Annotated in this window: 19 protein-coding genes and 1 riboswitch; of the genes, 7 read left to right on the top strand and 12 right to left on the bottom strand. The window is 42.1% G+C overall.

Translation table 11 applies throughout. The annotated features are described in order from the left end of the window. Positions 1 to 7: 7 nt before the first annotated feature. A complete protein-coding gene (locus ACKI5J_RS18680; protein ID WP_407431252.1) occupies positions 8 to 442 on the top strand; it encodes a GtrA family protein in 435 nt (144 codons plus the stop codon). Here ACKI5J_RS18680 and ACKI5J_RS18675 read toward each other — a convergent pair. The 9 genes from ACKI5J_RS18675 to ACKI5J_RS18635 all read right to left on the bottom strand — a co-directional run bounded on the left by ACKI5J_RS18675 (position 405) and on the right by ACKI5J_RS18635 (position 8,126). Beyond that, complete coding sequence (locus ACKI5J_RS18675) at positions 405 to 968, bottom strand: NUDIX hydrolase (protein ID WP_407431250.1); 564 nt, start codon at positions 966 to 968, stop codon at positions 405 to 407. The two genes, ACKI5J_RS18680 and ACKI5J_RS18675, sit on opposite strands and share 38 nt — an antisense overlap. A 19-nt stretch (positions 969 to 987) precedes the next feature. Beyond that, complete coding sequence (gene thiH, locus ACKI5J_RS18670; RefSeq protein ID WP_407431249.1) at positions 988 to 2,115, bottom strand: 2-iminoacetate synthase ThiH; 1,128 nt, start codon at positions 2,113 to 2,115, stop codon at positions 988 to 990. Positions 2,116 to 2,118: 3 nt separating this feature from the next. Then, positions 2,119 to 2,889 (bottom strand): thiazole synthase, encoded by a 771-nt coding sequence (locus tag ACKI5J_RS18665; RefSeq protein WP_407431247.1) that lies wholly within the window; start codon positions 2,887 to 2,889, stop codon positions 2,119 to 2,121. After that, positions 2,855 to 3,505, bottom strand: a complete 651-nt coding sequence (gene thiE / locus ACKI5J_RS18660; protein ID WP_407431245.1) for a thiamine phosphate synthase — start codon at positions 3,503 to 3,505, stop codon at positions 2,855 to 2,857. The genes ACKI5J_RS18665 and thiE overlap by 35 nt, the downstream gene beginning before the upstream one ends. Further along, on the bottom strand, positions 3,498 to 4,247 hold the full coding sequence (locus ACKI5J_RS18655) for a hydroxymethylpyrimidine/phosphomethylpyrimidine kinase (RefSeq protein WP_407431243.1): 750 nt from the start codon (positions 4,245 to 4,247) through the stop codon (positions 3,498 to 3,500). The genes thiE and ACKI5J_RS18655 overlap by 8 nt, the downstream gene beginning before the upstream one ends. Continuing rightward, complete coding sequence (locus ACKI5J_RS18650) at positions 4,226 to 4,822, bottom strand: thiamine phosphate synthase (RefSeq protein WP_407431241.1); 597 nt, start codon at positions 4,820 to 4,822, stop codon at positions 4,226 to 4,228. Before ACKI5J_RS18650 ends, ACKI5J_RS18655 begins: the two co-directional genes overlap by 22 nt. Continuing rightward, positions 4,822 to 6,633 (bottom strand): phosphomethylpyrimidine synthase ThiC, encoded by a 1,812-nt coding sequence (gene thiC, locus ACKI5J_RS18645; RefSeq protein WP_407431239.1) that lies wholly within the window; start codon positions 6,631 to 6,633, stop codon positions 4,822 to 4,824. Before thiC ends, ACKI5J_RS18650 begins: the two co-directional genes overlap by 1 nt. Before the next feature lie 4 nt (positions 6,634 to 6,637). Then, positions 6,638 to 6,841 carry a sulfur carrier protein ThiS gene (gene thiS, locus ACKI5J_RS18640; protein WP_407431237.1) on the bottom strand — a complete coding sequence of 68 codons (204 nt, stop codon included), beginning with the start codon at positions 6,839 to 6,841 and terminating at the stop codon, positions 6,638 to 6,640. 60 nt (positions 6,842 to 6,901) lie between these two features. Then, positions 6,902 to 6,991, bottom strand: a riboswitch (TPP riboswitch). A 37-nt stretch (positions 6,992 to 7,028) separates the two neighbouring features. After that, entirely contained in the window at positions 7,029 to 8,126 is a 1,098-nt protein-coding gene (locus ACKI5J_RS18635; protein ID WP_407431235.1) for a mannose-1-phosphate guanylyltransferase, read from the bottom strand. A 531-nt stretch (positions 8,127 to 8,657) separates the two neighbouring features. Here ACKI5J_RS18635 and ACKI5J_RS18630 point away from each other — a divergent pair. The 4 genes from ACKI5J_RS18630 (at position 8,658) to ACKI5J_RS18615 (ending at position 13,650) form a co-directional block, all read left to right on the top strand. Continuing rightward, positions 8,658 to 10,055, top strand: coding sequence for an undecaprenyl-phosphate glucose phosphotransferase (locus ACKI5J_RS18630; RefSeq protein WP_407431233.1), 1,398 nt, complete (start codon positions 8,658 to 8,660; stop codon positions 10,053 to 10,055). 156 nt (positions 10,056 to 10,211) lie between these two features. Continuing rightward, entirely contained in the window at positions 10,212 to 10,928 is a 717-nt protein-coding gene (locus ACKI5J_RS18625) for a hypothetical protein (RefSeq protein WP_407431231.1), read from the top strand. 13 nt (positions 10,929 to 10,941) lie between these two features. Next, a complete protein-coding gene (locus ACKI5J_RS18620; RefSeq protein WP_407431229.1) occupies positions 10,942 to 12,552 on the top strand; it encodes a hypothetical protein in 1,611 nt (536 codons plus the stop codon). Between the two features lie 225 nt (positions 12,553 to 12,777). Continuing rightward, complete coding sequence (locus tag ACKI5J_RS18615; protein ID WP_407431227.1) at positions 12,778 to 13,650, top strand: FimB/Mfa2 family fimbrial subunit; 873 nt, start codon at positions 12,778 to 12,780, stop codon at positions 13,648 to 13,650. A gap of 46 nt (positions 13,651 to 13,696) precedes the next feature. Here ACKI5J_RS18615 and recA read toward each other — a convergent pair whose 3' ends face one another. The 3 genes from recA to ACKI5J_RS18600 all read right to left on the bottom strand — a co-directional run bounded on the left by recA (position 13,697) and on the right by ACKI5J_RS18600 (position 16,376). Continuing rightward, a complete protein-coding gene (gene recA / locus ACKI5J_RS18610; RefSeq protein ID WP_407431225.1) occupies positions 13,697 to 14,698 on the bottom strand; it encodes a recombinase RecA in 1,002 nt (333 codons plus the stop codon). Positions 14,699 to 14,839: 141 nt separating this feature from the next. Continuing rightward, on the bottom strand, positions 14,840 to 15,496 hold the full coding sequence (gene nth / locus ACKI5J_RS18605; protein ID WP_407431223.1) for an endonuclease III: 657 nt from the start codon (positions 15,494 to 15,496) through the stop codon (positions 14,840 to 14,842). Between the two features lie 292 nt (positions 15,497 to 15,788). Next, the gene (locus tag ACKI5J_RS18600; RefSeq protein ID WP_407431222.1) at positions 15,789 to 16,376 is read right to left on the bottom strand and encodes an RNA polymerase sigma factor; all 588 of its coding nucleotides are present in this window, start codon (positions 16,374 to 16,376) and stop codon (positions 15,789 to 15,791) included. Positions 16,377 to 16,700: 324 nt separating this feature from the next. On the opposite strand from ACKI5J_RS18600, the gene uvrA reads away from it, so the two are divergent. Together uvrA and ACKI5J_RS18590 are read left to right on the top strand one after the other, a co-directional pair. Next, positions 16,701 to 19,502 (top strand): excinuclease ABC subunit UvrA, encoded by a 2,802-nt coding sequence (uvrA, locus tag ACKI5J_RS18595; protein WP_407431220.1) that lies wholly within the window; start codon positions 16,701 to 16,703, stop codon positions 19,500 to 19,502. Positions 19,503 to 19,640: 138 nt separating this feature from the next. Then, entirely contained in the window at positions 19,641 to 20,810 is a 1,170-nt protein-coding gene (locus ACKI5J_RS18590; protein ID WP_407431218.1) for a trans-sulfuration enzyme family protein, read from the top strand. Positions 20,811 to 20,859 lie beyond the last annotated feature (49 nt).

Genomic DNA, 20,859 nt, shown 5'->3' with positions numbered 1-20,859 from the left:
CAGCTTGATGACTTTTTTTAAAGCGCAGTTCTCGGCGTTCACCGGAGGCATAGTCGATATTTTGATTATGATCTTCTTTACTGAAGTTATCGGGGTTCACTATACGCTATCCATTGCACTGGGTGGAATTATAGGTGCTTTAGTGAACTTTTCCATTAATCGAAAGTGGACGTTCAGGGTGAAAAATCAGGAAAACAGCTCCATTGATACTCAGCTTTTTCGCTTTTGTATCGTGGTGCTCGGGAGCATTATGCTTAAGTCAGTAGGGACATTCGGATTAACAGAATCGTTGAAAATGGACTATCGCTTGAGCAGAATACTAACGGATGTTGCTGTTTCGCTGGGGTTCAACTATACATTGCAGAAGAATTGGGTGTTTGTTACAGCTCGATCTTCTGAGCTATCTATACGAAGATCTCCGGATGATCGAGATAAGCTTTAAAGATAAGGGCTACAGTATCGGAAGTTCTTATAGAACCATCTTTTATGAGTTCGATAGTTTCTGACGGCGAAAGTTCCATCAGTTCGATTTGCTCTGTTGTATCAAGACGTTGGACGGAATTGAATTCTGCATCTTTCACCAGAAAGCCATAGGTGATTTGATTTGTCTTTGTTGGGTTGTTGGCTATCTTCCCTAAAGGAATTAATCTGTCTAAAGTAATTTTGATTCCGGTTTCTTCTTCGAGTTCTGCAACTGCTGAGGCCTCTATACTCTTTCCTTTCTGTTGCATTCCGCCGGGAAGCTCGAGAAAGATGTCCTGCAGGCCATGTTTATATTGCTTAACCAGTATGAAGTTTCCATCCGATGTGAGCGGTAACACCATAGCCACATTGCCGATTGGGGAAAAGAAGTAATCATCGATAATTGTACCATTGGGCATTTTTACTTTATGTTGCAATATCGGGAACCATCTGCTCGGCGACACATCTTTCTCTTCAAGCACCTGCCATGACATGTTTGTGTTCATGTGTTAAATGTAGAAAAAACTAACTATAACTTTTATCCCAATCTTTCCATACGGGTTCGTATCCCCGTTGTCTGATAACCTGAGCTATCTCGTCTGCGCTGCGTTCGTCAGAAATTTCAAATTGTTCAAGAGAATCGGTAGCGGAAGAGTAGCCACCCGGATTAGTTTTTGAGCCCGCACTGAGGCTGGTGATTCCGAGGCTTATAACGTTATCGCGAAAAGCTGGTTCTTCACGCGTTGAAATAGAAATCTCCAGGTTTTCATTAAATAGTCTCCAGGCGCAGATGAGTTGGACTAGCTCCTTGTCGCTCATATAGTTGAGTGAATTTATTGCTTTTGGTTGATCATTTTCGAGCGTTTGAATGGGTCTTAATCTTGGAAATGATACAGAGTACTTGGTTTTCCAATAGGTTTTTTCGAGATACTGGAGATGCAGAGCTGTGAAGAAACAGTCTGTTCGCCAATCTTCCAGACCGATGAGCGTTCCCAGACCTATTTTATGTATTTCAGCTCTTCCGAGCCTGTCAGGTGTATCAAGGCGGTAGTCGAAGTTTGACTTCTTCCCCTTCGGATGATGCACTTTATAGCGTTCCCGATGGTATGTTTCCTGATAAACTAAGACGGTGTTAAGTCCCTCTTGAATGAGATCGGCATAGTCGGTTTCGTCAAGAGGTTGCACTTCCATGGAAATACTGGAAAAAAAAGGTTTTAGTAGTTGTAGCGTACTTCTAAGGTAGGGAACACCTACTGTTAGGTTGGCTTCTCCTGTTACAAGAAGAATGTGATCATATCCCATGCTTTTAATTATACTGGCTTCACGAAGTATCTCAGCGGGGCTCAGGGTCTTGCGTTTAATCTTATTGTCCAGGCTGAAAGCGCAATAGGTGCAGATATTTTGACACTCGTTGCTCAAATACAGCGGGATATACATTTGAATGGTTTTGCCGAACCGTTTTTGCGTCTGTAGCTGGCTTTTCCTAGCCATGCGTTCGAGAAAAGGTAACGCTGCAGGAGAAATAAGCGTTTTGAAATCGTCGAGACTTAGCTTGTCTTTCGTGAGCACCCGCTCTACATCAGAAGCTGTTTTACCGAGAATGCTCGCTTTTTCCCGATCCCACTGGTAGTGTCTGAATATTTCTTTGAACATAGTCTAAGTGTTTAGGAATGATGTTAGGGGACTGCTTGCTTCAGCAACGTGTCTGGTACCAGCAAGTTTGGATTCGAATGCAAACCTGCCCGCCTCGGTTGCGAGTTTAAATGCAAGAGCCATCTTCTGAGGATCGTCGGAGACGGCGATAGCTGTGTTGACCAAGACTGCATCTGCGCCAATCTCCATTGCTTTAGCAGCGTCAGATGGAGCACCCAGGCCTGCGTCGATAACTACTGGCACATTGCTCTGTTCAATGATTATCTCTAAAAAATCGATCGTTCGAAGGCCCTTATTGGTTCCGATGGGTGCTCCGAGCGGCATCACGGCAGATGTGCCGGCACTCTCCAGTTGCTTACAAAGGACGGGATCGGCATGTACATAGGGGAGGATGATGAAGCCAAGTTTTGCCAGTTCTTCAGTTGCTTTCAGCGTTTCAATAGCATCAGGCATGAGATACCTGGGATCAGGATGAATCTCTAGTTTTAACCAATTGGTTTCGAGTGCTTCACGGGCTAACTGGGCTGCGAATATCGCTTCCTTAGCATTTCGGGCACCGGATGTATTTGGTAGGAGTTGCACATCTGGAAATTGCAGATGCCTGATAAGGGAGTCGGTATCTGTATGGAAGTCAATTCGCTTTAAGGCAACTGTGACCATGTTGGTGGATGATGCCAAAACGGCTTCACTCATAAGATAGGGGCTGCCAAACTTCCCGGTACCAAGAAAAAGTCGGGATTTAAACTCCTGACCTGCTATAATTAGGTTTTTCATCTTTTTGAACTAAGATTTTTTGAATAATATCGGACTGATGAGATTGGGTTAGGGCTGCTGAAATGGCGACGCCGTATATGCCTGCGTTTAGGATCGCATCAATATCATCTAATTGAATTCCCCCTATTGCGTAAACAGGGATTGTACTCTCTTCTTTACTGATTTGACTCAAAATCGTCTGATAACCGGCTAAGCCAAGAATGGGACTTAGATTTTGTTTGGTTTCTGTGTATCTAAATGGACCTAATCCGATGTAGTTGCAATTTTCAGCTACTCGTTGTTTGATATGTTGGATAGTGTTGGCCGTCCCGCCAATCACCTTGTCGCTTCCCAGGAAAGCTCGGGCCAAGGAAATATCCGCATCTTGAAGTCCGAGATGTACACCGTCGGCATTGACATGCTTTGCTATGTCGATTGAGTCGTTGATGATGAGAGTCGAGCTATATTGTTCTGTAAGGTTTCTGACTTGTTCAGCCAGTGTCAAAACCTCCTCGTGAGGCTTGTTCTTAAATCTAAGCTGTATCCAGATACACCCGTTGTCCAGAACCTTTTTGATGTTGACGAGCTGCTCTTCTGCGCTAAGGCCTTGGGATATGTATTGAAGTTTGCTATACATGATGATATGTTAAGAGATTTGAATTACTTGCCAATGCCTTCTCGATATAACGTTTTGCGTTTGTGCAGGCGCTCTCAAGGCTCCCCCCCTTTGCCAGAAACGCTGCAATGGAGGAAGACAGAATGCACCCTGATCCGTGTTTGGAAGAAAGTAATTTGGCAACAGGAGGTAAGCTGATTTTTCGCGAATGAATAAAAAGGTGATCAGTACCGACATCTGTTGGAGCATGTCCCCCTTTCAAGAGTACCGTTGTATGATCAGCGAGCGCATACGCTGCGTTTACCGGATCGCTTATTTTTGACAGACCGATTGCCTCCTGCAGGTTAGGCGTGATCAAAGTGATCTTTTTTAGCAGTTTAGGGAGGTCGACGGCATCACTATGGTTGTTAAAGTGGAAGCCCGCCGATGCTGACAGTACAGGATCCCAGACGATGTTTGGAATGCCTCTCGCTGTTAGTAAATGAAGAATCCGGTAGAGAATCTGGGTGCTCTGAACAAGACCTATTTTGACAGCGGCAATTTTATATTGTTCCAGCAGAGGTTCAATCTGACAAATGATCTCATTTTCGGCTATCCATTTTACGCTATAGAACCGATTCTCTGTTTGACAGGTGATAGCGGTGGTTACGCCAAAGCCCAGACATTTATGCTGTTCGATTGTCTTGATATCGGCCAGCAGGCCTGCGCCTCCACATGGGTCTAAGCCGGCAATGCTTAGTACTATGGGTCTTGCGTATTCCATATTTTTCTTATTTGTAGAAAGCTTGTTAACGGCGCATCAGACTGCCAGATAGCTCCCAATATTCCTATTCCGTCGAAACGGCCTTTTAGGTGGTATATATTTGATGCTTTTATGCCGCCGATGGCGATAGCCTTGGTGCATTTTTCAAACGCTGGTATATAACTTTTAACCTTTGACAAATAGCCCGGTTTGGAGATGCTGTCGAACACGGGCCCTATGAATGAGTACATGAAAGTATTGTTGAGATGCTCAAAATCTTCGACGCTATGTACGGATGTGGAAAGTATAAAACCTTCGTTTTTCAGTACCTTCGTGATATCATTCTTTTGACCATAGCGTACCCTTTCACTGAAGTGTAATCGCTTAATTCCATAATTACCGGCAAGGTGGTGATCTTGATGAAGGCTGATTTGCATGTGGTACCTGCTGTCGATTGCCTCTATCAGTTTTATCACGTTCCGTGCGCTATCTTGCGGTTTTCGAATATGAAAGACGTCTAGCCCCTCATCAAAGAACTGATTGATGAGGGTGGCTTCTTCAACTAATGGAGTAGGGTTGGATATCAAGATCAGCATCAGGAATAAATTGAGCTTCCTTTCATTCTAAACTCTTCTGATTTCTCAAACATGCCGTTTGCAGCCGATTCCCTGATTTCGTGTGTGATTTTCATAGAACAAAATTTTGGTCCGCACATAGAACAAAAGTGTGCAATCTTTGCCCCCTCGGCGGGTAGCGTTTCGTCATGAAATTCGCGGGCAGTATCTGGGTCGAGAGATAAATTGAACTGGTCTTCCCAACGAAATTCGAATCTGGCCTTGCTTAATGCATTGTCGCGATACTGGGCTCCGGGGTGACCTTTGGCGAGGTCTGCGGCATGAGCTGCAAGTTTGTAGGTAATCACACCGTCTTTCACATCTTTTTTGTTAGGTAATCCAAGGTGCTCCTTTGGAGTTACGTAACAAAGCATTGCTGTGCCAAACCATCCGATCATTGCTGCGCCAATGGCAGACGTTATGTGATCGTAACCGGGGGCGATATCTGTTGTAAGAGGTCCGAGAGTATAAAATGGAGCCTCATTGCATTCTCGTAGCTGCTTATCCATGTTTTCTTTAATAAGGTGCATGGGGACATGTCCGGGCCCCTCGATCATCGTTTGCACATCATGCTTCCATGCGATCTTTGTGAGTTCTCCGAGTGTCTCGAGTTCAGCGAATTGTGCTTCGTCATTGGCGTCAGCAATTGATCCGGGTCGTAGTCCGTCCCCTAAAGAAAAAGCGACATCGTATCGTTTCATTATTTCGCAAATTTCTTCGAAATGAGTGTACAGGAAATTTTCTTTATGATGGGCGAGACACCATTTGGCCATTATACTACCGCCTCGAGATACAATACCTGTCAGCCGTTTTGCCGTTAGAGGGATGTATCGAAGCAATACTCCGGCATGTATAGTGAAATACGAAACGCCTTGCTCTGCTTGTTCTACCAGTGTATCTCTGAATAGCTCCCAGGTAAGATCTTCGGCTTTTCCGTTGACTTTTTCCAGGGCCTGGTAAATTGGGACTGTGCCTATAGGAACCGGCGAATTACGGATAATCCATTCGCGTGTCTCGTGTATATTTTTACCGGTTGAAAGATCCATTATGGTATCTGCCCCCCATCTGCATGCCCATACAGCTTTTTCAACTTCTTCGTCTATAGTGGAAGTGACTGCACTGTTGCCAATATTTGCGTTAATTTTGACAAGGAAGTTACGCCCAATGATCATTGGCTCACTTTCCGGGTGATTAATATTATTGGGTATGATGGCACGTCCTGCAGCAATCTCCTCCCTGACAAATTCAGGAGTGATTTCGCCCTTAGGTGTATTAGCACCAAAGCTTGCTCCAGGGTGTTGGTGATTCAAAGAGTTATTTGTTTGAGATGCATTAGTGCTAACATCTTGAAAGCGTTGGTTCTCCCGGATGGCAACATATTCCATTTCAGCAGTGATAATGCCCTTCTTTGCGTAGTGTAGCTGGGATACGTTCGCTCCGTGTTTAGCGCACAGGGGCGGTTTAATGTGTTCAAAACGTAACGCGTCAAGGGTAGTATCGGAATGTCTTAATCTTCCGTAAGAAGAACTGACTCCTGGCAGTTGTCTGACGTCGTTTCGTTCCAGAATCCATGCTTCTCTTAACCTTGGAAGTCCTTTTCGAATGTCTAAGTCGATGTTTTCATCCGTAAATGGGCCGCTCGAGTCATAAACGGTCACAGGTGGGTTTTGTTCTTTGCCGCCGTCGGTAAGTTGGGTTGGGGAAAGGATAATTTCTCTCATAGCGACCTGAATATTATGGAGGGAGCCGGACACGTAGACCTTACGTGATCCCGGTAGTGGTTCTGTAATCATATTCCTATCCTCCTTGAGTTGCTTGAATGATGATAATCGAGTCGTTAGGCTGCAGTAGATAGCTTGGGTGTGCTTCTTTTGCTATTACATTGTCATTGACAGCAATAGCCATGCCTTTGGTATTTCCGCCCAGTTTTTCGGAAATAATACTTTGGAGGCTGCTCCGCTCGGAAACCTCGAAAACTTGTTGATTGATAGTGATTTTCATTCCTAATAGATTAAACTTTAGGAATGACTATAGGAACATATACAAGTGAATCTTGTATATGTATGTCATTAAACTTTTCCCTTCGGCAGTATTAGCTGCATCAGGTTCAAAGGGTTTTATCTCAGCCTACAGGCACCCCTAAAGTTTTATAAAAGTATATTATTAAATTCGAAGATCCAAATCAAGGTTAAATATAGTTCTCTCCAAACTTTGCTTTAACATCAGCAACGATCTGCTTTACTTCTTGTTCGCTTTCTCTTGGAATGATCATTATGGTGTTATTCGACTCGGCAATGATATAATCTTGTAAGCCTTTAACAATCAGTTTTTTTCCGTCAGGGATGTTAATCATGCAGCCGTTAGTTTCTGTCAAAATGGTTCCTCCAGAAGGGATGACTACATTCTGCTCCTGATCTTTTTCCGCAAGCGAATACAGGGACGCCCATGTACCCAGGTCAGACCATCCGAACTCAACAGGCAACACATAGACGTTTCGTGCCTTCTCCATTATCCCGTAGTCGATTGAGATGTTTTCACAATTCGGATAATTATCTTTAAGAAACGCAGCTTCGCCATCTGTGTTATAAACGTTCCTTCCCTGTAGGAACAACTCGTTCATTTCGGGGAGCTGTGATTCGAATGCTTTAAGCACTTCCGCTGCACTCCAAATAAAAATGCCTGCATTCCAAAGATAATTCCCACTATCTATAAAGCTTTGAGCTCTTTCTCTGTCTGGTTTTTCTGTAAACTGTAGAACCTTTCTAAACCCTTGTCCAAGCTCCTCTTCACTAAACCGGATGTATCCGTATCCTGTGTCAGGTCTGGAGGGTTGGATCCCAAGCGTGATAAGGCATGGATTTGTCTCGGCGGTTTGGAGCGCGTTAGTCACATCTATGCCAAACTGAATAGGGTTAAGTATTAGGTGGTCGGAAGGAGCTACAACTATCGAAGCGTTGGGGTTTAATTCACTGATTTTGTGACAGGCATAAGCAATGCATGGTGCCGTGTTACGCATCACCGGCTCACACAATATCTGGTGTTCTTGAATTCCTTTTAGCTGTTCTGCAACAAGATCTTTGTATTTATCGTTGGTAAGAATGTAAATGTTTTGCGGTGGAACGATAGCCTTGAAACGGTCATATGTTGCCTGAATCAGGCTCATGCCTGTACCGGCAATATCGATAAATTGCTTTGGCATCGCAGTGCGGCTAACTGGCCAAAATCTGCTTCCGATTCCTCCGGCCATAATAACGGCATAGTAATTGGAATTTAATTCTTGATTCATTCGTGTATGGGTATTAAGTTGAGTTCCATTTTCCGTAAAAGTATAATTTTCTAATCGACTATCAGCTATATGAAGCGTTTCGTGAAAATTGAGGAATTTACGTGATCTGAGAGCTTCGCTCGAATAGTATTCGATAACTAGCTAGGATTGATTATATTGTGATCAATGGAAGTATTTTACACACTTAATACTTTAGATAACAGTTTTTATCTTGTAGAACTCCGTTAAAGACCTTTTTCTACAGACGTCTAAAGTTTTGCATCTTGGACTTTTTTCCTGAACGGAAATATGCAGTCATTGATGCGATGTTGAGATACATGTTCTTTCGAGCAAGTATTAAACCAGTTTTTCCTAGTTGCAATTTTTGGTTTAATCGGTACTGTTAGCATTGCGGCTTTATATCTCTTTCGAGATAAGTGAATATTGTTGATTATTTTGTAAAAAAAATCGAATAAAGATTGGTTATTTTCAATGTAGTTCTTATTTGATTGTAATTTGTAAAAAACCTTTATCTTTGAAGCACATTAATTTATGAATATGCAAACACGATACTTATACTTACTGCGTTTCGTGCTTCTGGTTACAGATATCATTCTAATAAATGTTTCCTTCTTTTTTTCGTTCTATGCGATTTTTGGTGTCAGTGCTTCGCCGTTAGAAGGTTCTTATAAGAATTACTTGCTGGTTTGTAACCTAATCTGGTTTTTTACATCCAATTTATGCGGGTTATATCGCAACGAATCGTTAAGTCAGATTGTAAGTATTTACCGGGCAACCTGGCGGGCTGTAGCCTTACACGCGGTAATTTTCGTTTTTTATTTAACTTTCTCGGATAACTATACAATTTCAAAGCCTTTCATAATTTCCTTATACGTCGCTATGAGCGTAGGCTTTTTATTTAGTCGCTTTGCAGGTACTTTTTTTGAGTTTGTTTTATATAGACATTTCAAAGTTAGTAGACCCGTTGCGGTTTTAGGTAAAAACCATACGGGACTTCGCTTGGCAGGATACCTTGAAAAAAGTCAGAACTTCAAGTTTGAGGGATTTCTACATAATGAGGAAGATACCTTGTTTGTGCAGGAAGACGGTTCTTTAATGCCTTCTACATGCGAGCACATTGCTGACGCTGCAAGACGCGGTATCAAAGATGTCTATGTCTCCTTAACGCCCGACAGAATGGTTGATGCGAAATATCTTCTTGAGGAAGCGGAGAAGCAATGTGTAAGACTGAAATTTGTGCCTGACTTGAGTGGATCTCTTGCCGCTCCGTTTACTGTGAGCTATTTAGGTGAATTTCCCGTAATAAGTATGCGGCATGAACCTCTTGAAAACATGCAGAACAGGTTTAAAAAGCGTGTTTTTGATGTGGTTGTCAGTTCATTGGTGATCGTGTTTATTATGAGCTGGTTAGTTCCTATTATAGGTATTATCATTAAAGCCCAAAGTCGTGGGCCTATTTTCTTCAAGCAGCTGCGAAGTGGTCGTAATAACGAACCTTTTTGGTGTTATAAGTTCAGGAGCATGAGAATGAACAATGATAGCGATAACAAGCAGGCCAGCAGAGGAGACAGCAGGATAACACCTATTGGCCGATTTTTGAGAAAAAGTAGTCTTGATGAATTTCCACAGTTCTTTAACGTCCTGAAAGGTAATATGAGCATTATTGGCCCGCGCCCCCATATGTTAAAGCATACGGAGCAGTACAGTGCTATTATAGACCGCTATATGGTAAGGCAATTTCTTAAACCCGGAATAAGCGGTTGGGCACAGGTAAATGGATACAGAGGCGAAACGGAGGATCCTAAGCTAATGGAAAAACGCGTTGAACACGACATTTGGTACATGGAAAATTGGAGTTCTATGCTCGATGTGAAGATCATTTTCATGACTGTAATCAACATTTTCAAAGGCGAAGAAAACGCATTCTAATTACGACTTTCATATAATATCTTCGTTTTTTTGTAACGTATTGAAAAACAATTTATTGTTTTTGTTATTAATATAAATATCTTTGCACCAAAGTTAAAATAATCGCTTATAGACAACAATCTATATCTACATCGCTCAAACTGTAAACAAATAAATATGAAATCATCGCTCTTAATGCTTATGACAGGATGCTGCATGCTGGTCAGCACTCTTACGTTCGCTCAACAAGAATGGCTACCGGATGGTACCGTTGGACAGCCAGCCTTTAAAAATTCAGTAGGGATTACTGTCGGAACTCAAGGAATCGGCGCTGAAGTCGGCATTCCTCTTTCAACAAGGTTTAATCTACGCCTTGGTACTAGTTTACTTCCTTATGAAGGAGACGTGGTTAAAAAATTCAACAGTGCTTATGATTATAACACTGATTTCAAGGTAGAATTCATGAACCTTAGTGCATTTCTGGATTGGCAGCCTTTTCCCACTGCAGGATCATTCTTCCGTAAGTTCGCTCTTACTGCAGGAGGTGCATACTTCTACAAAGCAGGTGGAACTGCGAAAGTTATGCTAAAAGATGACTATTACTTTGGTGACATTCCGTTTTCTCCGGAAGAAGTGGGAGAAATTAACACAGTAGTTGATTGGAAAGGATGGGCTCCTTATGCTGGTCTTGGATGGCACAACATCACTATTACTGATAACTTCAACCTCGGCCTTAATCTGGGTGCATACTATTTAGGCTCACCGGATATCAACATGACCGCTACAAACTGGTTGTCATCAAATCCCGAAGTTAACGAGCCGATCCTTAGAAGAAACCTAAAGGATTACAAATGGCTACCAAAGTTTGAAATTAAGTTTGCTTACAACTACTAACACCTGAATGGTCATGAAAAAGATATTTTACCTCTCACTTATAACTTTTATAAGCGTCTTTGCTGCTTGTAAAAACCCTACGGACGATATTACTATTATTATCGAGCCTAATGTATTTAATTATTCTACTGCCATTAAGGTGGAAGACGTTGCCGGAAATGCATTACCAACCGGATTGAAAGTTGAGATTTCAGGTCCCGACGCCGATGCTATCTATACTATGTCCGGTACAAAAGACTTTAAAGTTCAGGACGGATACATCTATACAAATGTAGATCCCCACAGAGATCCAACAGCTAACAATCCGATCGAATTTAGTGTGAAGGTTAGTGGTGATGCTATTTTGGACGTGAACATCCCTTTCGAAGTGAATTCTGGACAAAGTTTCCAAATGAAGCCTATTAAGATTTTGAACCTTAACAATCCGCCAGTCGGAGCAGCGGTTTCAAAACCGGTAGTTACATTAGCTACTTTAGCTGCGGAGGATCAGAGTATATCGACGAATACAAGTGCTTCTTTAATCACAAGATTAGAATTAGAAGCAGGAACACAGTTTTTAAACGCAGCCGGACAAGTCCTGACTGGCGACAATTTATCTACAGTACTTGTTAATCTCGATCCAAGAACATCGGCTGGTATTGCTTTGTTCCCAGGCGGGTCATTGTCGAGCTCTTCGATTGTGAATGCTGCTGGTCAAACAATCGAAGGAGCGTTTAATCCAGCTGCTGTCACGAGTATTGAGTTTTTCATAAACGAGCAAGGCGTGAAATCATTCAATAAGCCGGTTACCGTTTATCAGAATATCGATCCGACTTACGTCAATCCTAATACGAATGCATTAGTTAAAGCTGGAGATTTCCTTGAAATCTATAGCTACGAAGTAGAGACAGGGACATTTAAGTACGAGAGATCAGCTGAAGTTATATTGCAGGCAGGTAAACTTTCAGTATCTTATCCTATCGAGCACTTAACGATTTATATTGCTGGATATCTGGAAGGCGCTTGCCCTCAAGCTAATCTGAATCTAGTTGCAGATTGGATGACAGAAGGCGTATCATATCCGCTGAATATCAAGTTTGTCAACGGTGCAGAGCAGATAATTTCGGAACAAGTTATTTCGATATCTACGAATAATGCGCCGATCGCTGTGCCTGCGATTCCATCAGGATCAAGATTGATCATCACACATCCTGCTACAGGACAGGTGTATTTCGATGGTGCCATTGATATCACATGCGGAAGCGTGGTTAACGTGGCTTTGGCTAACATTCCTCAGCAGCCGGTTGTAACGATGCAATTGTTCGTAAGATGTCCAGGCAAGACGGCGAATGTTGAAGCTTTACCAACATTCCAGTTATATTACAGATTGGCTGGCTCAAACGGATCTTTCCTTCCGTTAGGAGAGGTTGTGAATGGTTTTATCTCGACAACAAGTCTTGATGTAACTAAGCGATATGACTTTAGAGGTGTTTGGAACGACAAAATTAAAACGGTCGGTAACAAAGCAATCGAAGCCAACAACACTGGCACGGTGGGTAATGGTCCCGGTTTAATTATTGGCGAAGTAGCCCCTGCGAATAATTTACAAATGCTTACTGAAGCTTGTGCAGAAATTGGACAATAGGCTTCCAGTAAATATTCACTAATGTTTAAATAGAAAAGCCGCCTCAGCTAACGAGGCGGCTTTTCTATTTATTTAATATCGTTCAATCACCTATTGAAGGATTCCCGCCTATCGGGCTCCTTGTCTTAGTCATATTTATGCTCGAGATAAGTGATTCTCATCACATTTTCGTTTTTCCACTTTTTTTTCCCAATTAGTTACAAAATTTGGTAAAAATTAACCGAAATGAAAAGGAACCTTTTTTACTTATTTCTAGTTCTGTTTTTAGGGTCTTGCAAGGACTCTTCTGAGGATGTGATAGAACGAACCTCTCCATTAATATTAACAATCAACAACATTCGTAGCGATCTGCCAGTAATGAAAGGTGCTACCACTTTTAATTCTCCCGACTTGCTATTGAATAACTTAGGTGAACTTTATTACTTTGTTTTTGACGCAACAGGTAGATTTGTGCATCAAAAAAAGCAATTAAAAGGGGATCCCTCCTTTGGTCAGATATCTGACGAGCTTAAAGTTGGACAGTACACGATTGTATTGTTGAGTTGTACGGGGAGTATCACGGTTGGCACAACGATCACGACCTTGGCGGCTACCAAGATAATGTCTACACCGGCTTCGGGTGATATCTTTTATAAAAAGTTAGCAGTGACTGTCACTGCTCAAGGAATTTCAGAATCGGTTCTACTAGATAGGGTAGTAGGTTGCGTTCAGATCAGAGTTATGGATCGTATTTCCGATAATATCGCAAAAGTGGAGTTTCAGATAGAAAATGAGACGCCTTATTTCGGTATTAACACAGGGGAGGTTGAAGTCGGCAATCTTGAGTCGAGGTCGGTAAGTGCGGATTTAAACGATTCGAATCGCGGGTCACTTACTTTGGGGCTGCTAATTATGAATAATCAGGCTCCGATAACAGCAAACCTAAAGTTTTTTGACGCTTCAAATAACATGATAACCGCAAAGAGAATACCAGGTATTGTAAACATAAGAGGGACGAAGGTATCCGTAGAAGGAAGGCTTTCAGAATTTATGTCTGCCGGTTTTACGGTAAGCTATAATGACACATGGCCATCGGATTCTACTATTGTCTACTTTTGAACGAAAACATGAGGGAGATCACCGAGATGTCCCTCATGTTCTTTCTTTAAATTTCTTCTGTTCCCGCAACTGCTGCACGGATTTTCAATTCAAGTTCGTCAGCAAGCTCTACATTGTCCATTAAAAGCTGCTTAACCGCATCACGACCTTGGCCCAATTTGGTGTCATTATAGCTGAACCAGGATCCGGATTTTTTAACAACCTCATATTCAACTCCAAGATCAATTATTTCTCCCACTTTAGATATGCCTTGTCCAAACATAATATCGAACTCCGCAATTCGGAACGGTGGAGCCACCTTATTTTTAACGATTTTTACCTTGGTACGATTGCCGGAAACTTCGTCTGAATCCTTAATTTGAGAAGTACGGCGTACGTCTAGTCTTATGGAAGAATAAAATTTCAATGCATTACCTCCGGTTGTCGTTTCGGGGTTGCCGAACATAACACCTATCTTTTCGCGGAGTTGGTTTATAAAGATGCAACAGCATCCTGTCTTAGAAATAGTTCCTGTTAACTTCCTTAATGCCTGGGACATTAGTCTGGCTTGTAATCCCATTTTAGATTCACCCATCTCGCCCTCTATTTCCCCCTTAGGCACTAAAGCTGCTACTGAGTCAATTACAATTATATCAATAGCGCCTGATCGGATAAGATTGTCAGCAATTTCAAGCGCTTGCTCTCCATTGTCTGGCTGTGAAATCAACAGATTTTCAACATCTACTCCCAGTTTCTGAGCGTAAAATTTGTCAAAAGCGTGCTCTGCATCAATAAACGCAGCAATTCCCCCTTTTTTTTGACTTTCGGCAATTGCGTGAATAGCGAGCGTTGTTTTACCTGAGGATTCAGGACCATAGATCTCAATTATACGCCCTTTAGGTAGTCCTCCGATGCCCAAAGCGATGTCTAGACCAATGGATCCTGTAGATATTGCTTCGACCGCCTCTACGGCTTTATCTCCTAGCTTCATTATAGTCCCCTTTCCGTAAGACTTTTCTAATTTATCTAAGGTTAATTGCAATGCTTTCAGTTTGTCTGAATTGCTCATATATTTAGTATTATAAGTGTCAAATATAATTATTATTTCTTAATGCTAAATAAATTAACATTATTTATTCTTTTGAGAAGGACATGCTCTGCTAATACAAGTATCTGTAAAGGAAAAGAAAAAACAAATAGCTAGAGAACATTAATAAGTTGCAGCTTTGGACGTACTTGTTTCGAAATATTTGCAGAAGGAGGTGAGTGGGCATACGTTGCACTTAGGGCTTCTTGCAACACATATGTACCTTCCGTGTAGAATAAGCCAATGATGAGCAATTCCCAAAGTGTTTTTTGGCAAATATTTGACAAGCTGTTGTTCAACAGCAAAAGGAGTCGTAGCCTTGGTTGTAAGTCCTAGTCTGTTAGCCACCCTGAATACATGAGTGTCAACAGCGATAGCCGGGGCAGCATATATCACTGATGCAATCACATTAGCAGTCTTTCTACCTACGCCTGGCATTTTCTGCAATTCCTCAATACTGGAGGGGATGACACCGTTAAAATCAGAAATCAGCATCTTTGCCATTCCGACAAGATGCTTCGCTTTGTTGTTCGGATAACTAACAGTTTTTATGTACATAAAAACTTCTTCCGATGTCGAGGCCGCAAGTGAATAGGCGTCTGGAAACCTATCAAATAATGCAGGCGTTATCTGATTAATCCGCTTATCAGTACACTGCGCAGAAAGGATAACAGCTACAAGCAATTCATAAGAATTGGAATAATTAAGTTCTGTCTGGGCATCTGGCTGATGCGTAGAAAAATACTCCACAAAAGCTTTTACCCGATCTTTTTTTTGCATAAGCAAAGTAACGAATACGGGCTAAAATTTTTTCGTAAGAGAATACGCTTTTATGAAATTTATTGATTCGACCGAAGGTTCTTTCAGTTCGTTATCCAAATTTTCTTTGAGCAGCATATAGAACGATAGGTCGTTGCTGCTTAAGGTTTCAAGTGTTTCACTTTGAAAATCGTCGGCTGGATATAGGCCGGAGGAGAGCGTAGAAAATTGTATCATAAGCGATGCCGTTATTATATCTAACTAACGGCATTGCTATGGGAATTATTTTAAAAAAACTAAAATATTGTTACTATTAAATTAATTTGATACTCAGTTCCTTAGCATCAAACATCTTGCGAAGGTTGTTTAATGCATACCTCATTCGGCCAAGAGCGGTATTAATGCTGACGTTAGTAATGTCGGCGATTTCCTTAAAGCTCATGTCGCCATAATGTCTCATTATTAGAACCTCCTTCTGTTCATCAGGCAATAATTGAATCATTTTTCTTAAATCCTGATGAGTTTGATTCCTAACCATTTGTTCTTCAATGCTTTCATCACAGAAGCCTAAAACATCGAATATATCAAAGCCATCGCCGTTGGTGATGACAGGAGTACGCTTTTCTTTCCTGAAATAATCGATCACAAGGTTGTGTGCAATTCGCAATACCCACGGAAGAAATTTACCCTCCTCGTTGTATTTTCCAGTCTTCAATGTATTAATGACCTTGATAAAGGTGTCCTGAAAAATATCCTCCGCCAGATACTGATCTTTAACCAGCATGTAAATAGATGTATATATTTTGGATTTGTGTCTGCTAACCAACTCTTCCAAACCCGTCTCCTGACCAGCTATATAAATATGTATAAGCTCCTGGTCGCTTTTCCCTTGAAGTTTCATAGGACTCCTCTCTTAATTTTGCTTGAAATAATTACTAAAAAGTATAGAGTAGAGTTTTATCCAAATTGTCGTTTTAAGCTATAAGTTGTGTGTGTGGAGAATATATCTCAAATATAATAAAAATATAACCTACGTCGGTACAATATTTTTGTTACACCTTGGTTTATATTACATTAAGTAAAATTTCCTCATATTCATCCAAGGGTTTTATAAACTTACGAAAAAAGATAGCATATGGTTCGCCGAAAAGTGTTAAGATATGTTAAAGTCCTGACCGAGGGTTGAAAGATTAACCCTTACCTTTGCATTAAACGATGTCATTGCATGAATATTGAATCAGAACAAGATCCAAAAAATACCATATTAATAAAAGGGGCTCGCGTCCACAATTTAAAGAACATAGATGTTAATATCCCCAAAAATAAGCTTGTAGTTATCACTGGCTTGTCGGGATCCGGCAAGTCATCTCTGGCGTTTGACACGTTGTACGCCGAAGGGCAACGCCGTTACGTTGAAAGTCTTTCATCGTATGCCAGACAGTTCATGGGCAGAATGAATAAGCCTGACGTTGATTACATTAAAGGAATTGCTCCTGCGATTGCAATCGAACAAAAAGTTATCACCAGCAATCCGCGATCGACAGTAGGAACCTCTACGGAGATTTATGATTATCTTAAACTCTTGTTCTCTCGTGTTGGAAGGACTATTTCGCCTATCTCCGGACAAGAAGTAAAGCGTGATTCTGTAACAACCGTCGCTAATTATCTCACATCATTGCCAGAAGGCGATTCCGTGACGATCCTATGCCCTTTACATCCCCACAACAATCGCAGTTTGAAAGAAGAACTGGCTGTATTACTTCAGAAAGGGTTCGTGCGGGTTTACCATGCAGGTAAGATGATCAGGATTGAGGAACTATTGGAAGATGGAAAATTAAAGAATGAGAAACTTGCAACAAGCGACCAGATCAAGATCGTAATAGACCGTATAACAATAAGTACAGACGATGATACTGTAAGTCGCATGGGTGATTCCATCCAAACTGCGTTCTTCGAAGGGAAAGGGGATTGTTTTGTAGAGTACAATGGCGAAATGAATTTTTTCTGCGATCGTTTCGAGCTGGACGGAATGCGTTTCGAAGAACCCACTCCAAATTTCTTCAGCTTTAACAATCCTTATGGAGCATGTAAGCGGTGTGAAGGCTTTGGAAGAGTGATCGGCATTGACGAAGACCTCGTGGTGCCTGATAAGAGTAAGTCCGTTTACGATGGAGCAATAGCGCCCTGGAGAGGCGAGAAGATGGGCGCATGGTTACAGGATTTTCTAAAAAATGCTCTTAAATTTAACTTTCCGGTTCACCGGTCCTTCAATCAGCTGACTGACGATCAGCGTCAGCTTCTATGGGACGGTAACAAATACTTTCGTGGCCTGAATGAGTTCTTTTCAGAACTTGAGGCGCAAACATATAAAATTCAGTACCGCGTAATGTTATCACGATACCGCGGTAAGACGAATTGTCCGGAATGCAAGGGCAGCCGCCTTAGGAAGGACGCCTCTTATGTGAAAATAGCTGGCAAATCCATTACAGACCTTGTGCTTATGCCCTTGGATTCTTCTGTCGACTTTTTTAATTCATTAGAGTTAACAGCCAACGAAGCGAAGATAGCAAAGCGCTTACTTGCAGAGATAACCAGCCGCATTAGTTTTCTCAATGAAGTAGGTCTGGGATACTTAACACTTAATCGTCTTTCTAATACGCTATCAGGTGGTGAGTCCCAGCGCATTAACCTGGCAACATCCCTCGGCAGTTCTCTGGTTGGATCGGTCTATGTACTGGACGAGCCGAGCATTGGTCTTCATCCCCGCGATACACATAGGCTGATAGGTGTACTTAAATCACTGCGAGATGTCGGCAATACGGTATTGGTTGTCGAACACGAAGAGGAAATGATGAAAGCGGCCGACCACCTGATAGATATCGGACCTGAAGCCGGTACGAATGGCGGAAACCTGGTCTTTTCTGGTAACTACCAGCAGATTCTAAGTAGTAGAGAGAGCCTGACCGGAGATTATCTGAGTGGAAGAGAAAAGATTGAAGTCCCTGCTAAGCGACGAACCTGGTCGGATTTTATCGAAATAAAAGGTGCCCGGGAAAATAACCTGAAAAGTATTGACGTAAAGTTCCCGCTGCATGTTTTTACATGTGTAACGGGGGTTTCTGGTTCTGGTAAGACATCTCTCGTGAAAAGGATATTGCAGCCAGCTCTGCAAAAGGTCATCGGCAACTATTCAGGTGAGCAGACCGGTTCGTATGATAGCCTGGAAGGTAGTTTCGGCGAGATTGATCACGTTGAGCTTGTGGACCAGAATCCAATTGGCCGTTCCTCCCGGTCAAATCCGGTTACTTATGTAAAAGCCTATGATGATATCAGAAATCTTTTCGCATCTCAGCCATCTGCAAAGGCAGCCGGATTAAAACCTGCCGCTTTCTCTTTCAATGTAGAGGGAGGGCGTTGTGATGTCTGCCAGGGCGAAGGCGAAGTGAAAATAGAGATGCAATTTATGGCTGATCTTTTCTTGCCTTGTGAAGCCTGCCAAGGGCAGCGCTTCAAACAGCACGTTCTCGACGTCGAGTATAAAGAGAAGAATATATCTGCTATTCTCGATATGACAATTGAAGAGGCGCTGGATTTTTTCAAAGATGAACCCAAGATTATCAGTAAAATCCAACCGCTACTTGATGTAGGCCTGGGATATGTACATCTCGGGCAATCTTCAAACACTCTTTCGGGCGGAGAAGCTCAAAGAATTAAGCTGGCATCTTTTCTGATTAAAGGAAATAACCGCAGCAAGACGCTTTTCATCTTTGATGAGCCTACAACAGGCTTGCATTTTCATGATATCAAGAAATTGTTGAAGTCGCTTAACGCACTTTTGGATCAGGGAAATACTATTTTAGTCATTGAACACAATGTTGACGTTATCAAATGTGCAGACTGGGTAATCGATATCGGTCCGGAGGGAGGCGATCGGGGAGGAAACCTGGTGTTTGAAGGCGTACCCGAAGATCTTGCAAAAGTCAACGAGTCCTATACCGGCGCATTCCTTAAGGGCGTCTTAAAATAACGCATTACCATAGGATAGGCCATTTATGAAAATCTGCGATACTCCAGCAGGAATTTTAGTATATTGGCTATCCTCAAATGATTCAGGGACTCGCGGTGATATCTATGACCATGTCCTTTTTTAGATTCAAAAATTCAAATGAACGAACAATCCAAACTAATTCGTATTCAGGCAGAACGGAGCCCAAATCGCGAACACTCTGTTCCTCTATACCTCACATCGAGCTTTGTTTTCGATGATGCAGAACAAGGCAGAGCTGTATTTGCTGATGAAGAAGCTGGCATTATATACTCCCGATACTCTAATCCAAATACTACTGAACTGATCGACAAGGTATGTATGCTGGAAGGTGCAGAAGCCGGCCTGGCATTTTCATCAGGCATGGCGGCTGTTTTCGCTTCACTGGCCGGGCTCTTGAAGAGTGGTGACCACGTTCTAGCATGCCGGTCTATTTTCGGATCTACTCATCAGCTTTTAACACAACTTTTACCCAGATGGGGAATCACCAGTTCATACGTAGATGCACTCGCACCGGAAACATGGGAGGCTGCCATACGTCCTGAAACAAAAATGATCTTTTTGGAAACGCCTTCAAACCCCGGACTGGAGCTTGTCGATTTAGAATGGTTAGGAAGCCTTAAAAAGAAGTATCCGAATATTATTTTGAATGTCGACAATTGCTTTGCAACTCCATATCTTCAGAAGCCGCTTCAATACGGCATTGATCTGGTATCTCACTCTGCTACCAAATATATGGATGGGCAGGGAAGAGTACTTGGAGGTCTGGTAGCAGGAAGAGCAGACTTAATCAAAGAGCTTATGTTCTTTATAAGGCATACCGGTCCCGCCATGTCTGCATTTAATGCCTGGATATTCTCAAAAAGTCTGGAAACTTTGCCTGTTCGCATGGATAGACACTGCAGCTCTGCACTTAAATTAGCGCAGATTTTAGATGAGCATCCCGAAATCGAAGTCGTCAGATACCCTCATCTGCCCTCCCACCCTCAGTATGAGCTTGCGAGAAAGCAAATGAAACAGGGGGGGGGTATAGTAACTTTCGTCGTAAAAGGAGGATTTGATCGTGCAAAGAAATTCCTTGATGCTCTGGAAATGGTCTTAATTACCTCAAACCTTGGAGATTCCCGTACTATCGGGACACATCCTGCGTCTACAACCCACTCAAAGCTGTCCGAGCAGGAACGAGAAGCTATTGGTATTTACCCCGGTTCTATACGCGTTTCCGTAGGTTTAGAAGATCCCGACGACATCATTCATGATATTAAACAAGCGATAGAGCGATCCAAATAGCAGATATGACCTCATGAGCATACCTCTTTATAAAACGACATAATATTCA

This window comes from Arcticibacter sp. (genome assembly GCF_045629565.1).
Taxonomy (GTDB): Bacteria; Bacteroidota; Bacteroidia; order Sphingobacteriales; family Sphingobacteriaceae; genus Arcticibacter.
The sequence above is the reverse complement of the archived record's forward strand: the minus strand, read 5'-3'. Positions and strand labels throughout refer to the sequence as shown.

Excerpts from the sequence above, each read along its gene's own strand:
- ACKI5J_RS18680 (WP_407431252.1), top strand. The coding sequence starts at position 8 with ATGACTTTTTTTAAAGCGCAGTTCTCGGCGTTCACCGGAGGCATAGTC.
- ACKI5J_RS18675 (WP_407431250.1), bottom strand. The coding sequence starts at position 968 with ATGAACACAAACATGTCATGGCAGGTGCTTGAAGAGAAAGATGTGTCG.
- thiH (WP_407431249.1), bottom strand. The coding sequence starts at position 2,115 with ATGTTCAAAGAAATATTCAGACACTACCAGTGGGATCGGGAAAAAGCG.
- ACKI5J_RS18665 (WP_407431247.1), bottom strand. The coding sequence starts at position 2,889 with ATGAAAAACCTAATTATAGCAGGTCAGGAGTTTAAATCCCGACTTTTT.
- thiE (WP_407431245.1), bottom strand. The coding sequence starts at position 3,505 with ATGTATAGCAAACTTCAATACATATCCCAAGGCCTTAGCGCAGAAGAG.
- ACKI5J_RS18655 (WP_407431243.1), bottom strand. The coding sequence starts at position 4,247 with ATGGAATACGCAAGACCCATAGTACTAAGCATTGCCGGCTTAGACCCA.
- ACKI5J_RS18650 (WP_407431241.1), bottom strand. The coding sequence starts at position 4,822 with ATGCTGATCTTGATATCCAACCCTACTCCATTAGTTGAAGAAGCCACC.
- thiC (WP_407431239.1), bottom strand. The coding sequence starts at position 6,633 with ATGATTACAGAACCACTACCGGGATCACGTAAGGTCTACGTGTCCGGC.
- thiS (WP_407431237.1), bottom strand. The coding sequence starts at position 6,841 with ATGAAAATCACTATCAATCAACAAGTTTTCGAGGTTTCCGAGCGGAGC.
- ACKI5J_RS18635 (WP_407431235.1), bottom strand. The coding sequence starts at position 8,126 with ATGAATCAAGAATTAAATTCCAATTACTATGCCGTTATTATGGCCGGA.
- ACKI5J_RS18630 (WP_407431233.1), top strand. The coding sequence starts at position 8,658 with ATGAATATGCAAACACGATACTTATACTTACTGCGTTTCGTGCTTCTG.
- ACKI5J_RS18625 (WP_407431231.1), top strand. The coding sequence starts at position 10,212 with ATGAAATCATCGCTCTTAATGCTTATGACAGGATGCTGCATGCTGGTC.
- ACKI5J_RS18620 (WP_407431229.1), top strand. The coding sequence starts at position 10,942 with ATGAAAAAGATATTTTACCTCTCACTTATAACTTTTATAAGCGTCTTT.
- ACKI5J_RS18615 (WP_407431227.1), top strand. The coding sequence starts at position 12,778 with ATGAAAAGGAACCTTTTTTACTTATTTCTAGTTCTGTTTTTAGGGTCT.
- recA (WP_407431225.1), bottom strand. The coding sequence starts at position 14,698 with ATGAGCAATTCAGACAAACTGAAAGCATTGCAATTAACCTTAGATAAA.
- nth (WP_407431223.1), bottom strand. The coding sequence starts at position 15,496 with ATGCAAAAAAAAGATCGGGTAAAAGCTTTTGTGGAGTATTTTTCTACG.
- ACKI5J_RS18600 (WP_407431222.1), bottom strand. The coding sequence starts at position 16,376 with ATGAAACTTCAAGGGAAAAGCGACCAGGAGCTTATACATATTTATATA.
- uvrA (WP_407431220.1), top strand. The coding sequence starts at position 16,701 with ATGAATATTGAATCAGAACAAGATCCAAAAAATACCATATTAATAAAA.
- ACKI5J_RS18590 (WP_407431218.1), top strand. The coding sequence starts at position 19,641 with ATGAACGAACAATCCAAACTAATTCGTATTCAGGCAGAACGGAGCCCA.